The organism is Pseudomonas sp. SJZ079, assembly GCF_007993865.1.
Taxonomy (GTDB): domain Bacteria; phylum Pseudomonadota; class Gammaproteobacteria; order Pseudomonadales; family Pseudomonadaceae; genus Aquipseudomonas.
Window position 1 is genome coordinate 121,708 of sequence record NZ_VIUH01000011.1, and the last position, 16,442, is coordinate 138,149.

Here is a 16,442-nt window from a genome sequence, read left to right on the forward strand (position 1 = left end):
CGTGAAAGCCTTCTTGCTTGTCCTCGGCCTGGCGCTCTGCTGGGCGATGTTCCCGCGCTTCGTCGCCTCTGCATTCGCCCTGGTGCTGCTCGGCACCTTGCTAGTCACCAGCGTGGCGCTGTATCTCAGCGTCCTTTTTGCACCGCCTCGGCCGCGCTGATCGCTTCCTCTAACGCCGCCTGCCACATGCCCCAGGAATAGCCCCACAGGTTGCTGTGTCCATGGCGGATCAGGGTGCTGGCGTTGCGCTCGAGTCGCCCGAGAGCTGCCCGAGGAGATGTTTTCCCATTCCTTCGATGCGCTCCCTCAGGGCGAAAAAATCGCTGTTCACCTCTTTGCAGTCGGCGGCCAGCACGCGCAATTGGCTCGGCGGCAGGCTGCCCAGCTGTTCCGGGGTGGCATCACTCATGCGCATCAGGTCGGCCAGGCTGACCGCTTCGATCAGGGTGTCGCCCACCGGGTCGGGCTCATCAACGCCCTGCGCCAGGCTCTTCAGCCAGTCGCGGATCTCCTGCACGCTCAGTTCGCGGCAGGTAATGCCCAGGCCGCCGGCCGCGCTCTTCTTGGTCAAACTCATGAATTGCTCCAAAGCCGGGCCATAACGGCCCGACGCGGTGGTGGGTGATTACAACCAGGTGATGCGGTAGAACGGCGACTCGGCAGAGCCCTTCGCCGGGTCGGCGAGGATCTCGCCCTTGCTCAGCAACTTGCCGGGGTTCTCGCCGTCGATCAGCGCCAGCTCCTCGGCCGGCGGCGCCTTCCAGCGGAATACCTCGACAATGCACGGCCGCCCGCTGTCCGCCTCGTTGAGGCCGTCGAATACCAGGCGGTATTCCGCGCCAGCTTCGATCAGCGGCTCGATGCGCGTGGCCTGAGTGCTGGTGTAGGCGATGGTCGCAGGGGTAACAGCTGTGATCTCCGTGCTGTCGGCCGGCACGCTCACCCCGGCCGCCGATACCGTTACAGCCGTCAGCGGAATATCCGAGCTGTCGGAGGTTTTGGTCAGGGTGATGCTGGTCGCCCCAGGAAACTCGGTCATGCTCAGGCCGCCGGGCTGCAGCACGATGGCCTCGCCGGTGACGGTTTCCGGCGGCAGGTCGATCACCTTGCCCTGCAGCACCATGGCCTGGTTTTCCGGCGTCCATTCCTGCATCTGCACGCTCAGGTCGGCACCGTCCAGGATGTCCAGGCGTGCCAGGTTGCCACCGCCAGGGCGACGGTGTTGCTTCCAGGTCGTGGAGTTGCTGCGGTGGGCCACCTTCAACTGCTCTACGTCGCCCACGTCCCGCAGGGGTGCATCCGCTACACCCAGGCGCTGGGCGTGGACGATACCGACCCCCTTGAATACTTTCGGCTGTGCCATGGGTTACTCCCCCTTTACCCGTTCGCCGACCTTGAGCCGGTCGACGATGATTTCAGCGTCGCGCGACGAGACGCTGATAACGGCGTCCTCCGCACGTTTTTTGCCCGCATGGCGATGGCCTTGCTTGCTGGTGATCTTCACCTGCACGGTTTTGGCCGCCGGCTGGGTGGTGTCCGCCGAGCCGGCGGGGGCTGCTTGCTTGCTCATGTGTCCTCCTAACGGACGCGGGGATGGTTGAACTTCACCGGCCAGGTCAGCACCCAGGCGGCGGTACCGGCTTTGTCCAGGCCGGCGTGATACAGGTTGGCGCTGCGCAGATCCTTGGCGTTCACGCTGTCCTCCAACGCCAGGCCGCACTTGCTGCCTGGCAACGCGGCCTGCAGGGTGCCGCCCACCGCCAGTACGTTGAGGGCGCGGCTGCCGGCCTTGCTGCCATCACCGGCCAGCACCACCACCACGACATGACCGTGGGCAATCAGCCGGCCGGCGCCGTTGACCTCAAACTTGAGGCCCTCCAGAGCGATGCGGCAGGCCAGTGTTCTGGTGCTGTAGCGCTCCAGGTCGGCGACGCTGAAACGGCCACCGTGCAGGGCCACCTCGACCTTTTGCCCGGCTTCCTGATATTGCTGCTGCGCCCATGCCTGGATGCCTGCCAGAACCTGGGCCGGGGTCAACTCAGCCATCGGCCAGTTCCTCCAGGTAGTCCTCGATCATGCCCACCACGTCCTCGTGGTCCTCGCCTTCCAGGCCCAGGTATGGCCGGGCTTCAATGCCGCGATCCGGGTCGCCGAACTGGTGAGTCGCGGCATACACCAGCGGGCTGCCCACCAGCACGCTGTCGCCTTCCACCTGGTAGGTGATGCTGTCCTGCAAGTGGCCGGTGCCCTGCAACAGGCTCTGGCCGCTGTGCCGGGTCTCGGCGTAGTCCGCCGACCATTCCGGCCAGGCCTCACCGGCCGGGCCGTGCTTGTCCACCTGAATGCGCCGCCGCGTCTGGCTCTCTACCTCGGCGCCAATGCCTTCCAGCAGCGGCTCGACATCGAGCTGCACCAGGCGCTCCAGCCGCCGCGCAATGCGCGGATCGGTGGCCAGGTCGGCACGAATGGCGGCCCCTGTCACAGCAGGTCACCAAAACGCTTGGGCTGGCCCTCGAACCAAGCCTCGCCGCTGCTTTGCTGCTCCACCGGGGTAGGCAAACCGAGGGAAACACTGCCGCCCGCGATACGAATCAGCAGGGACACTGCATCCTCGAAGCGCTTGCGCTTTTCCTCGGTATTGCTGCCGGCATCTGCGGATAGGCGATAAAGGCTGATGTCGCAACACAGGCGCACCAGCACCTCGGGTACCGACGGCAGCGGTAGCCGGTGCCGGGCGCCGACGTAAGTGTCGATTTCGGCGGTGGCATCGGCTAGAGCCTTGGCCACCACCGCAGCATCGACCACGCCGTCGTCGTCACGGTCGGCGACCAGCAACACGGCATCCAGGCCATGCCGTTCGATCAGTGCGTCCTGCGTTGCGTAGGCCATGGGTTATGCCTCGCTGCCTTGCTGCTGGTTTTCCTCTTGTTGCTGCGCAGCAGGAGGCGTTTCTGCAGCCGGCTTAGCGACAGGTTTGCTGCTTGCGACCGGCTTCTTTGCGGCAGGTTTGGCACTGGTGCCGGTCTTGGCCTTCGCCGGTTTTGCCGACGCTGGCTTGGCTTCCTTGCTTACCACCGGGGAGGACTGGTGCAACTCGCCGTCATCCTCGGGCTCGCCATCGAGCAGCTCGACGATAAGCATCGGCTCGGCCTGCAGGCGTTTCAGTTCGGCGACGCTGAACTTGTCGTAGCGGTGCGAGGTAACGACCGCCGGGTGGGCGACGCCACAGCGGCGGAAGCCGTCCTGTTTTGAGGTGATACGGATAGTCATGGCGGCGCCCCCTTATGCGAGCCACGGGCAGACCAGCACCTTCGCGGTGTGGTACCACTCGTTGCCGGCGTCGGTGTCTTTCTCCAGAAGCTTGCGCGCGGCGCCTTCCAGGCGCGGCGGCACCACCAGCAGATTGGGCGTGATGCCCAGCGGGCGGCCGCCATCGGCCTTGAACTCGCCCATGGCCGCACGGGCGTTGCCGTAATGCTCGCCGGTCAGCGGCTGCTGCGAGGCAAAGGCCATCTGCCAGAAACCGAAGCCACCGTTATTGCGCGCCCGCACGCCATGCACGTACTCGTCATGGTCGAACACGTGATCGCTCTTGGTCGGGTCGGTCTTGCTTTCCAGCTCAGGCTTGAGGCGCTCCTGATAGATCAGCGGCTTGATCGCGCGGCTGGTGTCCAGCAGGTACCAGGACGGACCAGGATCGACGCCGGGAATGTCGACGTTGCTGACGTTCACGGCCACGCCGGTACCGTCCACCTCCGGGTACACCGGGTGGTCGGTATCGAAGAAGTACTGGCCGTCGAAGCAGGTAGTGCTGAAGCCGGCTGCCAGCAAGGCGAAGATCAGCTCGTCTGGGTGGCTTGCGGCGGAGCGGCCCATTTCTTCAAACATCGGCCGATAGATGCCGGCGGTGTCGTCTTCAACGGCGGTACGCGGAATCGCGACAGTGCCCTCGAACAGCTTGTTGCTGATGGAGTAGCCATGCGCGGCCATGTCCTTGAGCACGCGGGCGCCTATCCACTCGCGCAGTTTGGGGAACTGTCCCAGCCAGCCATAGGTGTTGCTCGCGGTGGCGCTGGGCACGACCGTGGCGATTTCCTTGTACTGGCTGGGGGCGGCTGCCAGACCGCGCTGGTAGTCGGCACGGAAGCCAACAAACAGCGCCTGCAGCAATGCGGGGGTTACAACGGCCATTATTTAGCCTCCTGGTTGAGTAGCTTGAGGTAGTCCGCATCGGCCATGCCGAGCAGGCGGGCAGCCTCTTTTTGCTCGGAGTTGAGTGCGGTGGTGGTTTTCGGCAGCTCATCGCTGAGCACTGGCTCGGTGACCGAGGGCGCGGCTTTGACGAAGTCGCGGAAGCGCTCCAGGCCGCCGTTCTCCTGGCAGGCCGCGACGTGGTAAGCCTTGGTGGCCGGGGTGATCTTGCCGGCCTTGAGCGCCGCCTCGATCTCGCCGTTGATGGCGGTCGCCAGTTGATCCTTGTCACGCTGGGCGAGCGTCTGCTCGGCGTTAACTGCGCGCTGTTCCAGGCTGTTGTAATCCGCACGCGGCACATACAGCGCCAGCGACGGGGCTTTCTCGCTGTTCAACGCCGTTTTTTCGGCATCTTTCAGCGCTTGAATGGCCGCCACGGCTTGCTCCTCCGTGGCGTTTTCAGGCAAGCCGAGGGCTGCCCGGATGGCTGCTGCGAGCATCGGGATGTTCTCCGTGGTGGTGGTTTGTTCGGCGTTGAGCGCCTTGATGACCAGGTTCGGCTTGTTGACCAATCCGAAGCTGGAAAAGCGGTGGATGCGGCCGCTGTCGTCATAGAGGAACACGGGCGACAGGTAGCGGTATTCGCGCTCGCTGATGGCGTTGCGGGCTTTCTGCGTCCACTCGGCACGGGCGTCGATGCCGCCCTGGGCGTTGACGCGGTACTCGCGCGCCCAGCCGGCAGCCGGTGCTTCATCGCCTTGCGGCGCCTTGAGTTCGGTGGCGTGCAGGTAGTCGAACGGCAGGTCGGCGCCCTGAACGTGCGCCTGGGTGTTGGCCAACACCTCGGCCGCGTCATAGGACCAGGTGCGGCCATCGCGGCCAACCACGGACGGGCCAGGCGGCAACACCTCGACCCACTCGGGCACATCGGCGCTCAGCTCAAAGCAAAGGGCCGTGGAGGTGGTGCGATTGTGTGGGGCGTTTTGTGTGTTCATGCCGCCAGTTTCGGCGGTATGAGGGGGCGGGATTAGAGGATGGGGTTCAGTAGTTGCCAGAGATATGGAATACCCTTCAGGACGGCAGATGAGCCAAAGATAGCGAGTAATGCAGCCAGCACAATCATTTCCCACGGTGTTAAAAGATGCTCGACCTTTTCCCCGATACCTTTTCTGTTTCGCACATCAATAAAGCGCCACCATCGCACTCTCCAGCGCTCAAGACGCGTACTACTTTCGAGTACGCTTTCCACCCGATTGAAGATCAGCAGTTTTCTAATCATCTTGACCGAGTATTCTGGTGTCAGATTGTCCATATTGAACGAAAAATCAATCAAAATACCGCGCTTTTCTTTGACTAATGTCGAGCACTTCGGCGGAAACAGGAAGGTCTGAAATACTCCATTGTGCTCACTAAAATGAATGGCAAGTGATGCACCCGCTTCGCTCTCTCTCTTGCTATAAACACCTCCCCCCCAGCTCTGCGTCACCGTTAGCTCTCCAGTGGGCCGCGACGGAAATATCAAACTAACGTGGTCTTGCCCATAATGAAAAATACCAACCTCGTCGGGCGCTTCCGGTTTTCTGATCTGGTCAATCACACCGAAGGACTGGCCATGCTCTCGCGCAGCATGTGCGAAACACTCAAAAACGGCTAAGGCACGCATTTTGTGAATGGGCCAGTTCCTGATATTCCGCTTCTTATGCCAGAGATGACGCTCCCTAGCCTTCTGGTCTGCGCCCCAAATTTTTTTGATTTTTATATCCATGAGTAACCTCCGCTTGCAAACCTCTAGCGTGCCTGTTCCTGCGCCAATCCGGCAACGGCCGCCCCAATTTCGAAAATCGCAGACTCGCTTTCTTGAAGCGCGCACCAGCTCGGCTTGATCAGGTACGTGTGACGATTCGAAAGCATCAGCAGAATAGCCCCCCTAATGCGCTTGGCTCCCAGTTCATTATCACCAGTTCGCCCGACCTTTCGCCCTTGCCCTTACGCTGATTACCGACGCTGTAGCTGATATCGAGTTCCTCCATATGAAAACCGGCGAACGCCCGGCGAATGTCCGGGTGGTCGTTGATGCTGACCATCACCTTACCCTTGCAGCGCCGCATAAAGTCGGCCATGCGCTCGTACTCGGAGAACGGGAAGTCGACACCGTACCCCTCGGTTTGCCAGTACGGCGGGTCCATGTAGAGGAAGGTGTGCGGACGGTCGTAGCGTTCGGCGCAGTCGAGCCAGGGCAGGTTCTCCACATAGGTGCCGGCCAAGCGCTGCCAGGCAGCCGACAGGTTTTCCTCAATGCGCATCAGGTTGATGGCCGGTCCGGTGGTGGCGGTGCCGAAGTTCTGCCCGCTGACCTTGCCGCCGAATGCGTGGTGTTGCAGGTAGAAGAACCGGGCGGCGCGCTGGATGTCGGTGAGCGTCTCCGGGCGGGTCTGCTTCTGCCAGTCGAAAAGCTGGCGCGAGGACAATGCCCATTTGAACTGGCGGACAAACTCTTCCAGGTGGTTCTGCACCACGCGATAGAGGCTAACCAAGTCGCCATTGATATCGTTGAGCACCTCGACCGGTGCTGGCTGGGGCCGCATGAAGAACAGCGCGGCGCCTCCGGCGAACACCTCGACATAGCATTCATGGGGTGGAAACAGGGGAATCAAACGGTCGGCCAGGCGGCGTTTGCCACCCATCCAGGGGATTATTGGGGAAGTCATAGCGCAAGCCTTTACTGTATGGATAGCCAGGTGATACGTTGCCCGCGCTTCGTCGACGAGGCGAGGGCCTTAGCTGGGCTTGCAGGCGAGTTCTGCGGGTTTGGCGGCCGGCTGGGGTGGTGGTACACCTTGGCCGGTCGGTCCTTTTTAGATTTCAGGAGTAGTTTTGATACCGTCATGGTCGGCGGCATCGGAGGAGGAAGTTAGAGGAAGGGGGTCAGTGGTGCTTATTGATCCGTAAAGGCTGTTGACAACTTGCTGCATGCGGCCATGAACAGGCGCGCGGAGTAGGGAAAATAAATCTGTCCCATTTCCCGTCCCATTTCCCGCACCGTCCCATATCTAAAATGGATGAATAATATGTTTTCTTCTGATATTTATGATGACGAAATCAGGAACAGGATTTCGGATTTTCGAAGTTGCGCAGAAGCTGGAATCAGTGACAAGGGTTGCATGGAAGCTGTATCGTCAATATTCGGAAATATGTATTCGTTTGCGGCGGAGACCAAACAGTACGAGCAAGGAACAACCTTTTTTCGCGCAAGAGCAATTCCGCCACACGACACTAGCATTCCATTGCAGACAATTCGACAAGTTGGGGATGCGTGGGAGCCACCTGCTCATGTAGTGAAAGTGCAAGGGCGTATTAATGCGGTTAACCAGAGTATCCTATACTGCTGCGCGGGCGATCCTAGTTTGGCAATCGACGAGGCTAGGGCAAGTGAAAGTAAACATGTCGCCATCATGGTTTACAGGTCGTCTCGTCCAATTAATACTGCCGTTCTTGGCGATTATGAGAATTCCAGTCTACCCAAAGACCATAGGTCAAAGTTGTTCTATTCGTTTCTAGATGAAGAGTTCTCAAAGGCTGTTCCGCCAGGGAGCGAGGGTCGGTATTCCATAACTCGTGCAATAGCGGATACGTTCTTCAATTATCCAGAGCAAGACGCTTGGTGCTACCGCTCCGTTCAGTCATCGGAAAAGTTCAACGTGGCATTTTTGCCTGGAAAATCGAAACTGTGTCTTGACTTGCTTGGTGTGATGATTTGCGATCTTACCGTCTCGACCCCTGGCGCCCTGAACGTCAAATTCGTCGTTGATTTCGACGAAGTATCAGGAAATGCTCGCTATCATCAAATTGGCTCAGAAGAGCAGAGAAGGATATTCCCGGAGATAAAATAAAAGTGGATAGGGCATCATATAAATTCGACCACATTTGGTAGTTTCTTCGATGCCCTATTTTCTGGTGAGGTTTTTGTCTCCCCGTCCTGTGGTCGTGGCAAAGGGGGTGTGTTTCTTTAACGCCCGCTCTGGGGCGAGAGTTGCCAGTCGCGAATAACTAGCACCGACGCGGCCAATCGTAGAGGCTGGTGGAGAACAGCGGACCGTTTTCCGCTAGCGGTCATCAAGGTTACTTCACATATCTCATGTGTTTGTGAACTATTCAGCCCCCCTTACCCGAGTCCTTTCCCAGTAGATATCCCACAATCGCACCAAACAGACCAACAATCGGAGTGAGTTGGTCATCACTATAACCGGCCACCAGCAAGAAGCTGGAAAGGCCAACGATCAGGATGACTCCAAAAAGCCGCAACATATCAAGCGCGGAGGACTCCTTTTTCCAAAGAAGGACTGCTGCAAGGAGAAGGGCGAAGAAAGTGAAGAATAGAATCGAGGTTGCCAAAGACGGCATCAGTGCATGCCATGCACTCTCGCTCCCGCTGGTAGTGCTGGAGTTTGGCAGCCATTGTTCGTTCATTTCATCGAAGATGGTTTTGTCTCTATTTTCGCTCACTACTTAGCCCCCGACTCAAGCGCCTTGACACGAACTTCGAGCGCTTCATAGGACTCAAGCTTTTTCTTCATATTATCAAGTTGCGTCTTAAGCTCGTTGATGGCATTCCTCTGCAAGGAAATTTGCTTGGAGAGCTTATTCTCGTTCAGCTCCCATTCCTTAGGGATAGAAAGACGTGCTACGTTGCCCTGGGAGGTGGAGTACGGTTGTGTGCCTTCACCAAATTGAACCGGGACTAGTACCCCGTCTTTTTGGAGCAAATACAGGGGCAGGGTATACGCTGCCTCGGGAGCTGCAGCCTTTCCATTGGTGACTTCGCTATCTGGCAAGGATGCGGCGAAAATATCAAGATGAGGCGTGAGGATGAGGCAAAGAAGGAAGATTTTATCCCGCATAAGAGCCTCCTACGTGAACGTTTTACAGTAACTGCAGTTAGCCCGTACTTGCATGTACCACGGGGTATTCTCGATTTGATAGTAGTCCGGTTTAACAAAACATCCAGACGATGGGGCTTGGACCGGACCCAGTCCGCGTTAGAGCCGCGTTAGAAATCGAAAAAAACTCTGCCCCGTCAAGTGGTAGCTGCTACACAAAGAGCGGCGCTTATGCGGCCTTACAGGCGGTCGTCAACTTCCGCCGCTACTGCGACCCTTCTCTCCGCCAATAACTGCTCGGCCCGCGCCAACCGCGAAATAACCCCAGGGTTATAGGTCCAACCCGGCTCGATCCCCACCGGCACACTGATGACCTGCCCAGTACGCTTGTTGATGTACTCGCGCTCGCCCAGGTCAGGCGCCTGGCTGCTGACCTTGCCACCAGCCTGCAAGCGCTCGGCCTCGCGGCGGCTGACTTGGCGCACGTGGCACTTACAGCCCCAGCCGTTAGGCGGGAAGTGCCTCTGCCACCACGGATCATCGGCCGGCAACAGAATGCCAGCCCAGCCGACATGCTCCTGTCGGTGTTCGCGGCTGGGGCCAAGCTGGTACAGCAAATAAGGGTGGGTCTTGCGTGTGCGTTGGATGCGCTGCCATTGCCCGGCGGCATGGGCCGTACGCAGGTTCACGTCATAGATAATGCGCAGTCGTCGCGGGCTGCCCAGTTGCACCTCGCGCACGCCGCCTTCCAGCGGATCGAGCAGTTCCTGCCGGCCCCACCAACCGAGTTTTTCCAGCATGGGCTGCAGCTCGCGCTGGAACTCGGCGAAGCTGCGTCCCTCGAAGATGGCGGTGTCTACCTGCTCGCGGATCGCCTCCAGAATGTCCAGGCGCATGGCCTTGGCCACGGTAAAGGCGGTGGCGTGCTCCTCCTGCCACACGTCGCGGTGGTCGAAACCAACTTTGTAGCCCTTGGCCCGGAAGTAATCGAGCGCCTCCTTTGGCACTGGCCCCGGCGTTACGGCCCCGACACTCATGGGTCCACCTGGTCGGTGGCGTCACCCAGGCCGCGCGCCTTGAACGCTGCGCGCGCCAGCTGCTCGACCAGGGCGGCATCGTCCATCTGCGCCAGTAGCTCGGGCAGACGGGCACGAAACTCCGCGAAGTCCTGGGCTTGCTCGGCCAGCTGCAGCACCGGGTCGAGAACCGGCGTCAGCACCTCTTGCCAGTCCGCTGCCGCCTCATCGGCCAGCAGATCCAGGGTGTCGCGCGGGCTCTGCTCCTGGTTGAGCGCACGACGCTGGCCACCGCAGTTGGAGCAGGCGCACGGCTGCTGGGTATTTAGGCCGGGCGCCAGCGGCTGGCCTGCACCTTTCGGCTGCAGCAGCCTGCCCCCATCGGCCGGGGCGGCAAGGCCGAAGCGATCCAGGATTGCCGACTGCTCCACCTGCAGGCCGCGATCAATGAACGGGGTCAGGGCGTCGGCCAGGGACTTGAGGTCTTCTGGCTCGCTGACCTGCAGAACGATGCGCGGGTAGTTCGCCTGCGGACCGTAGTTGAGGTCGACGAACAGCCGCACCAGGTAGCGGTTGAGGGTGGCGGCCAGTTGCTTGGCGTCGGCCTTGAGGATGTCCAGGCGCACGTCATTGTGCACGGTGGCCTGGCTCTGGCTCGACCCGTCGTCGGTGGTCATGGTCTGGCCGAGCACGGCCTTGCTGATCTGCTTGTCCAGCCACTCGGCGAGCTTCTCGAACAGCTCAGCGCCGCCCGTGGAATTGGCGATTTCCTGGAAGTCGATGAGCATGTCTTTCGGCAGGATGGCTGCCGCATCGGCGGCCAGCTGGGCCACGGCGCGACGCAGCACGGCAATGTCGTCCGGCTTGGCACCGGGGCCATAGCGACCGATGCGCATGGGCATGCCGTATAGCTCGGCATAGCGCATCCAGTCCTTGAGGCTGAACGCCTTGCACATATAGGCCACGGCCACCAGGCGCGCCAAACCGCCGCGGATCGGAATACCCGATTTCAGCTTGGGCGTGTGGATGATCAGCTTGCCTGGCGGGATCTCGCGGCCGGCACCGCCTTCCTCGCGGATTAGCAGCTTGCGCCCTGTGAGCTTGTCGAACTCGAACCAGCGCGGGTCGCGGTGCTCGTAGCGCACCGGCCACAGCTGGGCGCCTTGCAGCTCCCAGATCGGCTCGACCGCCGAGAACCCCTTGCCCAAGGCATCGAGCAGGTCGCTGAGCAGCTCGTCGAACTCGGGCGCCTCGACCAGCTTGCGCACTGCGTCGGCTATTTCCTCGTCGCGAGTATCGTCGCTACCAGCCTCGACGCTGACCGGTACGCCCGACACGGCACGCTTGCGGGTACCTAGCACGGACCCGTAGTGGAGGTCCTTTTCCTCCATCTCTTCGGCCAGCACCAGGTAGTTGAGGATATTGCCGGTGGCGGCGTCCTGCAGGATGGTGCGCAGCCTGGCCGGATCGAGCGTCGAGGATATCGAGTCCACGCCCCAGGCCTGGTGCACACCCGTGGTCGTGGCCTGAATCGCCTCCTGCAGCAGGCTTTGTTTCTGGAACGGCTTACCGTTTGCGTCCAGGATCGGCGAGTCAGCCATTACAGAACACCTCCCGCTGCCCAGGTATTGACCGGGGCAGCGTCGTCATCGAATCCGGGTTTGTTGTTGCGATCGGGGCGGACTGGCTCGTAGCCGTACTGCTCGATCTCCATACGGCTTGCGAAGCGTGCCAAAGCCAAGGCGATGCCGGCATCGCCGTGGCGCTTGCCACCGTCCTTTTCCGTGGTGCGCACCTCGGGGATGCGCGCCACGCCCTTGACCATCTTGAATGCGCGCAGATCGGCGATTACATCGCGGTCATTGGGCAGGTCGTAAAGACTGCCGTCTTCCAGGTCGGCCTTGAGGCCCGGCATGTTGTCGCGGTACCAACCCTCGGTGAGCATCACCTGGCTGATGCGGTCGTGGCCGTACTTGACTGCCGCCGCTTCGGCCAAGGCCTGGCCATTACCGCGCGCATCGTTGGCACCTGCCATGAAGCTGGGTAGGCGGTCGATGATGTAGAAGAGAATCTGTTCCTGCTGCTTGAATGGAACATTGCGCAGCTCGACGTGAAACGGCGGGCGCTTGCGCCGATCCTGCTCCTGGATCAGGGGGATGATCACCGACAGGTCGCCGCTCCGGGCGAAGTCCATGCCGTAGAAGCTCCAGACGTTGTCTGGAATCTGCACCATCAGCGGCTTGAGTTCGCGCTCGCACCAACCGAGGCTGTCGGCCAGGCGCAGGTGCTCGCCGATGGTCTCGTAGCCTTGCGGGTAGGCCAGGCGTAACACCGGAACGCCCGAGCGGCTGCGGTGTTCCAGCAGCCCCAACGGCAGGTAGGTGCCACCGCCTTGTGACGGCACGCAATCCAACTCTTCCTCGGCGGCATCGCCATAGACGTCGTACACGTCCTGCACCCAGGCGGCTTGCTCTTCGGCCGACCAGGGGATGCCCTTGCGCAGGCACACTCGCTTGTACAGGCCTTGCACTACCGCCTCCTTGAAGGTGCAGCGGAACAGTTCGCCTTTGCGCTTACCGGCGCGGATCTCTTCGATCAGTTCGTTGAACGGGTTGTCGGTGCCATTGTGGGTGCTGATCACATGGACCTCACCACCCCAGATCAGCAGCGCCAGGGCGGCTTTCAGCAGCTCGGCCAGATCCGGGTGGAAGGCGGCCTCATCGATCACCACGATGCCCTGGCGGCCGCGCAGGTTGGACGGCCGGCTGGTCAGGGCAACTATGCGGAAGCCCGAGGGAAATGTGATGGTGTAGGTCTTGATGTGCTTGTCGGGATCTTCGTCCGGCCAGATTCCTTCCTCGATCTCGCCAGCGGCATAGTTGAAGGCTCGCGCCCACATTGCGCACGCCTGGATGTACTCCACTGTCATGTCCTGGTTGTAGCCCAGGTAGTAGACAGTTTGCCCGCCGGCCTGGCTGCTGGCAGCGGCGATCAGCACGTTATCCGCGGCCTCGGCCCAGGTCAGGCCAATTCGACGGGATTTTTCGCCGACCTTGAGCGGCGAACGGATACCGATCCAGTGCTGCTGGTAGCCGAGTAGCACCGTCGGAACGTCGATTGCGGCGGTGTTCTCCAGGGCGGCGGGCAAGGTCATAGCCCGCCGCCTTTCTTGGCGCTACTCTGATTGGCGCATTTATCCTCAAAAGGAGTATGTCCATGATGGACTGGGTTATGGGTGCTTACGGTGGCATCAAGACTGCTACGGATATTACGCAGAGCATGCTCACGCTCAAGACGGATGCGGCGGTAACTACCAAGGTCATTGAGCTGAACGGCGTGTTGCTGGGGCTGCAGGGACAACTTAATAACGCCCACACGGAGCATACGGCTCTCGCAAGCCGCATACGCGACCTTGAATCTGAAGTTGCTCAGTTCAAACGCTGGGAAGAAGAGAAGGGGCGCTATCAGCTGCACCAGTTTCCCTTGGGGGCGTTGGCTTACTGTATAAAACCAGAGATGCAAGGCACCGAACCGCTGCATTATCTGTGTTCCAACTGTTATCAAAAGACCGTCAAGTCGCTGCTGCAGGCCTGCGAAGACGGATGGTACAAAGCGCTTAAGTGCCATCACTGCGACTCCTTAATTCGAACTGAGAAAATCCCTGACAGCGGACCCAACTTCGCCTTTTTTGACAACAATGGAGGAGCCTTCTAGTCGGCCTCACCCAGCCACCCCCAGAATCTCTCGGCGGATCTCGGCCACGGTGGAGGCATCCAGGCCGCCTTTCTTGGCGATCTTTTCCACCTGGCTGGCAGCCGCCTCGGCCTTGCTGCGCACCTCGGCCTGCCACTTCTTCTGTACCACGCTGGCGCGGCCCAGCTCGGCCACGGCTTTGGCCACTTTGGGTAGGTCGATCTGGTCGCCGTCGGACATCAGCAGCTTGAACAGATGCTCCTGCACCAGGCGCATCAAGGCCTCGTTGACCGCGCCACCTTCATCCGGCGCGGCCGCGACCATGGCCTTGGCCTGTTCGCTGGCCATGCGCAGGGCGGCCAGACGTTCCTCGAAGTTTTGCCCGTACTGATGCAGCGCGGACTTGCCGATGGTATAGCCGCGTCCAGACAGCTCGGCCGACAGTGCCTCGTAGCCGCTGAAATTGTTCTCGACCAGGCTCTGATCCAGCCAGGCTTTCACCTCGGCCGGCAGCGCCAGCACCTTGCTTTTAGGCGGCATGGCTCAAGCGCTCCAGTACTTTTCCGGGCGGGCAATGCCGGGGTGGCAGTCGATGGTGTACTCGGCGATGTCCACGCCGTAGTGGGTCAGCCCGGCGATCCACTGGCCGCTGGGTTGCTTGTTCAGCGTGACCAGGCTGCGGTCTTTCAGGTAGTCCAGCTCGCGGCGCAGCTCCAGGGGAGTGGCGTCGGGATAGATGCCCTGGATGGTGGACAGCACCACCGCTTCATGTGGATCTACCGGACGGGAGGTGTTGAGGGTCAGCAGGATGTACCAGCGCAGGGACTCCCGGCGGGCTTTGGCTGCATCAATCATTGCGCGCTCCTTTGAGCAGGATGTTTTCAAACTTCAATGCCAGGCCATCGAGCTTGGCCTCGATCACCGACTGGCCACGTACCCAGTCCTCGCGACGCACGTATTCCAGCGGCAGCTCGGCCTGGAAACGCAAAAAATTGTTCTCCAGTTGCCTCAGGGCTTCGGCGTCCTTGTCCTGGCGACTCAGCACCTTTTCAAAGTTGCTTTCCCAGTGCTGACTGGCGGCCACGCGTGCGGCCTCCTGAGCGGCAAAGCGCTCGCCGAGGCGCTTCTCGAACTGCACCAGGAGCAGCTTGACCAGACCGGTGATAATCCCGGTGAAGATGCCCAGCAGGCTGGCAACGGTGCCAAGGTCCATCTGCATCACTTGCCCTCCACGGCGTCGATCAGAAGGTCCAGCTGCGCGGCGGTGTTGCGACACTGCTCGGCGTAGCGGACGTGGTGATCCAGGAAAGCACCTTGGCTGAGGCCTGAGTCGAGTTGCTCAGTGGCTTGGCCTTCGGCGACTTGCGCAGCAGCTCGGCCGGTATTTTCGGCTTCGGGCACTCGGGCTCCAGTGGCTTCGTCCCACACGCGGACAAAGCCGCGAGTGAACACGCAAGCAGGCAGAGGCTTAGGCGGCGCATCGAGCGCCCCGCGATAGAGGTCGTTAACACGGGCGATCTCCCCTGTGAGTCGGTCGGTGGTGGCGCGGTGTTGGCGTTGTTGCGCGGCCAGGTCGTTGGCGAGCTGGTCATTGCGGGCCTGCTCGGTTTGCAGTGCCTTGGCGGCTTGTTTGGCACTGGCCTCGGCGCTCTGGGCGCGCTCGGTTTCGGCTTCGGCGTGCTGGCGGCGCAGTTGCTCCAGGGCCTGGGCGCCTTCGCTCTGTGCCAACTGGTAGCCCTTGCGGTATTCGGCGCGCTGCATGGCCTCGACCATCAGCACGGCCGCGCCGATCAGCAGTAACGGCGCCAGGCCGGCCAGGACGCTACGCAAGGTCAAACCGCTCAAAGACCCACCTCGCACAGCTGGCGCTCGGCGGCGCGGCGCTTGACCAGGCCGGCGAGCTTTCTGCCCTTGGCATAGACCCAGCGGCTCAGCTCTGCGCAGGCTCCGGCAATGTCGCCGGCATTCAGCTTGCGCAGCAGTGTGGAGCCGGAGAACGCGCCAGCACCGACGTTAAAGACGAAGGAGCCGAGGGCGGCGCGGCGGGTGTCCGGCTGCGGGCGCTGGATCAGACGGTCGACACTGGTAATGGCGGCCCCCAACTCGGCGGCCAGCAGGGCATCGCACTCGGCGACGCTGGCGGTTTGGCCTAGCTCGACGCCCTTAGTTATGCCGTCGCAGATGGTGGGGATACCCACCGGGTCGAGGTAGGCCAATAAACTGCGGCCCTCGAAGTAGCCGACCAGGGGCACGGCGATGGCGAGAACGCCAGCCAGGGCACGGGTTTTCAGGCTCATACGGCCCCCATATTGATAGAGGCACGTAGCTCGGCCAGGTGCTGGTTGCCGACTTCTGGCGTGGACTTCTTGTGGTGGTTGGCGCGGTTGGTGGCCTCCCGGCGCGGGGCGGCGGGCGGCTTCTCTCGGGCCAACTGGGCGCGGCTAGCCTGGTGCTGGCGGTAGGCGGCAATCTTGCCGAAGGCGCTTTCGACATGCTCGCGCACCGTGCTGCGCCAATGCGCCGGGCAGGCTTCCAGCAGCTGCGCGCGCCGCTCCCGCATCGGCTCGGCCAGAATGGCGGCGGCATAGTCGCGGGGGCTGCGCGGTGGGTGGGGCGCTTGAGTATTCATGCCGCCATGGTGCGGCGGCATGTGGGGTGGGGATTA

At 61.3% G+C, this 16,442-nt stretch carries 25 protein-coding genes; 3 read left to right on the forward strand and 22 right to left on the reverse strand.

Going from position 1 to position 16,442, the window contains the following annotated elements:
* Nucleotide 1: 1 nt before the first annotated feature.
* Nucleotides 2–160, forward strand: coding sequence for a hypothetical protein (locus tag FBY03_RS22980; protein WP_156088617.1), 159 nt, complete (start codon nucleotides 2–4; stop codon nucleotides 158–160).
* A 69-nt stretch (nucleotides 161–229) separates the two neighbouring features.
* Here the strand turns inward: FBY03_RS22980 and FBY03_RS12190 are convergent, their stop codons facing one another.
* The 11 genes from FBY03_RS12190 to FBY03_RS12240 all read right to left on the reverse strand — a co-directional run bounded on the left by FBY03_RS12190 (nucleotide 230) and on the right by FBY03_RS12240 (nucleotide 6,899).
* Nucleotides 230–577 carry a hypothetical protein gene (locus FBY03_RS12190; RefSeq protein WP_147172598.1) on the reverse strand — a complete coding sequence of 116 codons (348 nt, stop codon included), beginning with the start codon at nucleotides 575–577 and terminating at the stop codon, nucleotides 230–232.
* 48 nt (nucleotides 578–625) lie between these two features.
* Nucleotides 626–1,363: a hypothetical protein gene (locus tag FBY03_RS12195; RefSeq protein WP_147172599.1), complete on the reverse strand. Its 738-nt coding sequence runs from the start codon at nucleotides 1,361–1,363 to the stop codon at nucleotides 626–628.
* Nucleotides 1,364–1,366: 3 nt separating this feature from the next.
* Nucleotides 1,367–1,570 carry a hypothetical protein gene (locus FBY03_RS12200; protein ID WP_147172600.1) on the reverse strand — a complete coding sequence of 68 codons (204 nt, stop codon included), beginning with the start codon at nucleotides 1,568–1,570 and terminating at the stop codon, nucleotides 1,367–1,369.
* 8 nt (nucleotides 1,571–1,578) lie between these two features.
* A complete protein-coding gene (locus tag FBY03_RS12205) occupies nucleotides 1,579–2,046 on the reverse strand; it encodes a hypothetical protein (RefSeq protein ID WP_147172601.1) in 468 nt (155 codons plus the stop codon).
* Entirely contained in the window at nucleotides 2,039–2,482 is a 444-nt protein-coding gene (locus FBY03_RS12210; protein ID WP_147172603.1) for a phage virion morphogenesis protein, read from the reverse strand. Before FBY03_RS12210 ends, FBY03_RS12205 begins: the two co-directional genes overlap by 8 nt.
* Nucleotides 2,479–2,889 carry a gp436 family protein gene (locus FBY03_RS12215; RefSeq protein ID WP_147172604.1) on the reverse strand — a complete coding sequence of 137 codons (411 nt, stop codon included), beginning with the start codon at nucleotides 2,887–2,889 and terminating at the stop codon, nucleotides 2,479–2,481. The genes FBY03_RS12210 and FBY03_RS12215 overlap by 4 nt, the downstream gene beginning before the upstream one ends.
* Before the next feature lie 3 nt (nucleotides 2,890–2,892).
* Nucleotides 2,893–3,270 (reverse strand): HI1506-related protein, encoded by a 378-nt coding sequence (locus tag FBY03_RS12220; protein ID WP_147172606.1) that lies wholly within the window; start codon nucleotides 3,268–3,270, stop codon nucleotides 2,893–2,895.
* Between the two features lie 12 nt (nucleotides 3,271–3,282).
* The gene (locus FBY03_RS12225) at nucleotides 3,283–4,191 is read right to left on the reverse strand and encodes a Mu-like prophage major head subunit gpT family protein (RefSeq protein ID WP_147172607.1); all 909 of its coding nucleotides are present in this window, start codon (nucleotides 4,189–4,191) and stop codon (nucleotides 3,283–3,285) included.
* Nucleotides 4,191–5,186 carry a phage protease gene (locus FBY03_RS12230; RefSeq protein ID WP_147172608.1) on the reverse strand — a complete coding sequence of 332 codons (996 nt, stop codon included), beginning with the start codon at nucleotides 5,184–5,186 and terminating at the stop codon, nucleotides 4,191–4,193. Before FBY03_RS12230 ends, FBY03_RS12225 begins: the two co-directional genes overlap by 1 nt.
* 32 nt (nucleotides 5,187–5,218) lie before the next feature.
* Nucleotides 5,219–5,956 carry a hypothetical protein gene (locus tag FBY03_RS12235; RefSeq protein ID WP_147172609.1) on the reverse strand — a complete coding sequence of 246 codons (738 nt, stop codon included), beginning with the start codon at nucleotides 5,954–5,956 and terminating at the stop codon, nucleotides 5,219–5,221.
* Nucleotides 5,957–6,101: 145 nt separating this feature from the next.
* The gene (locus tag FBY03_RS12240; RefSeq protein WP_147172611.1) at nucleotides 6,102–6,899 is read right to left on the reverse strand and encodes a DNA adenine methylase; all 798 of its coding nucleotides are present in this window, start codon (nucleotides 6,897–6,899) and stop codon (nucleotides 6,102–6,104) included.
* 360 nt (nucleotides 6,900–7,259) lie between these two features.
* Between FBY03_RS12240 and FBY03_RS12245 the strand changes: the two genes are divergently transcribed.
* A complete protein-coding gene (locus FBY03_RS12245; protein WP_178090652.1) occupies nucleotides 7,260–8,081 on the forward strand; it encodes an RES family NAD+ phosphorylase in 822 nt (273 codons plus the stop codon).
* 262 nt (nucleotides 8,082–8,343) lie between these two features.
* Here the strand turns inward: FBY03_RS12245 and FBY03_RS12250 are convergent, their stop codons facing one another.
* The 5 genes from FBY03_RS12250 to FBY03_RS12270 form a co-directional block, all read right to left on the reverse strand.
* Nucleotides 8,344–8,694, reverse strand: a complete 351-nt coding sequence (locus FBY03_RS12250) for a hypothetical protein (RefSeq protein ID WP_256677924.1) — start codon at nucleotides 8,692–8,694, stop codon at nucleotides 8,344–8,346.
* Nucleotides 8,694–9,089, reverse strand: a complete 396-nt coding sequence (locus FBY03_RS12255; RefSeq protein ID WP_147172614.1) for a hypothetical protein — start codon at nucleotides 9,087–9,089, stop codon at nucleotides 8,694–8,696. The genes FBY03_RS12250 and FBY03_RS12255 overlap by 1 nt, the downstream gene beginning before the upstream one ends.
* Before the next feature lie 218 nt (nucleotides 9,090–9,307).
* Nucleotides 9,308–10,105 carry a phage minor head protein gene (locus FBY03_RS12260; protein ID WP_147172616.1) on the reverse strand — a complete coding sequence of 266 codons (798 nt, stop codon included), beginning with the start codon at nucleotides 10,103–10,105 and terminating at the stop codon, nucleotides 9,308–9,310.
* The gene (locus FBY03_RS12265) at nucleotides 10,102–11,685 is read right to left on the reverse strand and encodes a DUF935 domain-containing protein (RefSeq protein WP_147172618.1); all 1,584 of its coding nucleotides are present in this window, start codon (nucleotides 11,683–11,685) and stop codon (nucleotides 10,102–10,104) included. Before FBY03_RS12265 ends, FBY03_RS12260 begins: the two co-directional genes overlap by 4 nt.
* On the reverse strand, nucleotides 11,685–13,238 hold the full coding sequence (locus FBY03_RS12270) for a hypothetical protein (protein ID WP_147172619.1): 1,554 nt from the start codon (nucleotides 13,236–13,238) through the stop codon (nucleotides 11,685–11,687). The genes FBY03_RS12265 and FBY03_RS12270 overlap by 1 nt, the downstream gene beginning before the upstream one ends.
* Nucleotides 13,239–13,300: 62 nt before the next feature.
* Here FBY03_RS12270 and FBY03_RS12275 point away from each other — a divergent pair, with 62 nt between their 5' ends.
* A complete protein-coding gene (locus tag FBY03_RS12275; protein WP_147172621.1) occupies nucleotides 13,301–13,798 on the forward strand; it encodes a hypothetical protein in 498 nt (165 codons plus the stop codon).
* Nucleotides 13,799–13,804: 6 nt separating this feature from the next.
* Here the strand turns inward: FBY03_RS12275 and FBY03_RS12280 are convergent, their stop codons facing one another.
* The 6 genes from FBY03_RS12280 to FBY03_RS12305 are packed head-to-tail and all read right to left on the reverse strand — an operon-like array spanning nucleotide 13,805 to nucleotide 16,406.
* Complete coding sequence (locus tag FBY03_RS12280; RefSeq protein ID WP_147172622.1) at nucleotides 13,805–14,317, reverse strand: DUF3486 family protein; 513 nt, start codon at nucleotides 14,315–14,317, stop codon at nucleotides 13,805–13,807.
* A gap of 3 nt (nucleotides 14,318–14,320) precedes the next feature.
* Nucleotides 14,321–14,632 (reverse strand): hypothetical protein, encoded by a 312-nt coding sequence (locus FBY03_RS12285; protein WP_147172624.1) that lies wholly within the window; start codon nucleotides 14,630–14,632, stop codon nucleotides 14,321–14,323.
* Nucleotides 14,625–14,996, reverse strand: a complete 372-nt coding sequence (locus tag FBY03_RS12290) for a hypothetical protein (RefSeq protein ID WP_147172626.1) — start codon at nucleotides 14,994–14,996, stop codon at nucleotides 14,625–14,627. The genes FBY03_RS12285 and FBY03_RS12290 overlap by 8 nt, the downstream gene beginning before the upstream one ends.
* Nucleotides 14,996–15,622 carry a hypothetical protein gene (locus FBY03_RS12295; RefSeq protein WP_147172628.1) on the reverse strand — a complete coding sequence of 209 codons (627 nt, stop codon included), beginning with the start codon at nucleotides 15,620–15,622 and terminating at the stop codon, nucleotides 14,996–14,998. The genes FBY03_RS12290 and FBY03_RS12295 overlap by 1 nt, the downstream gene beginning before the upstream one ends.
* Nucleotides 15,619–16,074, reverse strand: coding sequence for a lysozyme (locus FBY03_RS12300; RefSeq protein WP_147172630.1), 456 nt, complete (start codon nucleotides 16,072–16,074; stop codon nucleotides 15,619–15,621). Before FBY03_RS12300 ends, FBY03_RS12295 begins: the two co-directional genes overlap by 4 nt.
* Nucleotides 16,071–16,406 (reverse strand): hypothetical protein, encoded by a 336-nt coding sequence (locus FBY03_RS12305; protein WP_147172631.1) that lies wholly within the window; start codon nucleotides 16,404–16,406, stop codon nucleotides 16,071–16,073. The genes FBY03_RS12300 and FBY03_RS12305 overlap by 4 nt, the downstream gene beginning before the upstream one ends.
* Nucleotides 16,407–16,442 lie beyond the last annotated feature (36 nt).

Coding starts and splice junctions, on each gene's coding strand:
- FBY03_RS12190 (WP_147172598.1), bottom strand. CDS start 577: ATGAGTTTGACCAAGAAGAGCGCGGCCGGCGGCCTGGGCATTACCTGC.
- FBY03_RS12195 (WP_147172599.1), bottom strand. CDS start 1,363: ATGGCACAGCCGAAAGTATTCAAGGGGGTCGGTATCGTCCACGCCCAG.
- FBY03_RS12200 (WP_147172600.1), bottom strand. CDS start 1,570: ATGAGCAAGCAAGCAGCCCCCGCCGGCTCGGCGGACACCACCCAGCCG.
- FBY03_RS12205 (WP_147172601.1), bottom strand. CDS start 2,046: ATGGCTGAGTTGACCCCGGCCCAGGTTCTGGCAGGCATCCAGGCATGG.
- FBY03_RS12215 (WP_147172604.1), bottom strand. CDS start 2,889: ATGGCCTACGCAACGCAGGACGCACTGATCGAACGGCATGGCCTGGAT.
- FBY03_RS12220 (WP_147172606.1), bottom strand. CDS start 3,270: ATGACTATCCGTATCACCTCAAAACAGGACGGCTTCCGCCGCTGTGGC.
- FBY03_RS12225 (WP_147172607.1), bottom strand. CDS start 4,191: ATGGCCGTTGTAACCCCCGCATTGCTGCAGGCGCTGTTTGTTGGCTTC.
- FBY03_RS12230 (WP_147172608.1), bottom strand. CDS start 5,186: ATGAACACACAAAACGCCCCACACAATCGCACCACCTCCACGGCCCTT.
- FBY03_RS12235 (WP_147172609.1), bottom strand. CDS start 5,956: ATGGATATAAAAATCAAAAAAATTTGGGGCGCAGACCAGAAGGCTAGG.
- FBY03_RS12240 (WP_147172611.1), bottom strand. CDS start 6,899: ATGACTTCCCCAATAATCCCCTGGATGGGTGGCAAACGCCGCCTGGCC.
- FBY03_RS12245 (WP_178090652.1), top strand. CDS start 7,260: ATGTTTTCTTCTGATATTTATGATGACGAAATCAGGAACAGGATTTCG.
- FBY03_RS12255 (WP_147172614.1), bottom strand. CDS start 9,089: ATGCGGGATAAAATCTTCCTTCTTTGCCTCATCCTCACGCCTCATCTT.
- FBY03_RS12260 (WP_147172616.1), bottom strand. CDS start 10,105: ATGAGTGTCGGGGCCGTAACGCCGGGGCCAGTGCCAAAGGAGGCGCTC.
- FBY03_RS12265 (WP_147172618.1), bottom strand. CDS start 11,685: ATGGCTGACTCGCCGATCCTGGACGCAAACGGTAAGCCGTTCCAGAAA.
- FBY03_RS12270 (WP_147172619.1), bottom strand. CDS start 13,238: ATGACCTTGCCCGCCGCCCTGGAGAACACCGCCGCAATCGACGTTCCG.
- FBY03_RS12275 (WP_147172621.1), top strand. CDS start 13,301: ATGATGGACTGGGTTATGGGTGCTTACGGTGGCATCAAGACTGCTACG.
- FBY03_RS12280 (WP_147172622.1), bottom strand. CDS start 14,317: ATGCCGCCTAAAAGCAAGGTGCTGGCGCTGCCGGCCGAGGTGAAAGCC.
- FBY03_RS12285 (WP_147172624.1), bottom strand. CDS start 14,632: ATGATTGATGCAGCCAAAGCCCGCCGGGAGTCCCTGCGCTGGTACATC.
- FBY03_RS12290 (WP_147172626.1), bottom strand. CDS start 14,996: ATGCAGATGGACCTTGGCACCGTTGCCAGCCTGCTGGGCATCTTCACC.
- FBY03_RS12300 (WP_147172630.1), bottom strand. CDS start 16,074: ATGAGCCTGAAAACCCGTGCCCTGGCTGGCGTTCTCGCCATCGCCGTG.
- FBY03_RS12305 (WP_147172631.1), bottom strand. CDS start 16,406: ATGAATACTCAAGCGCCCCACCCACCGCGCAGCCCCCGCGACTATGCC.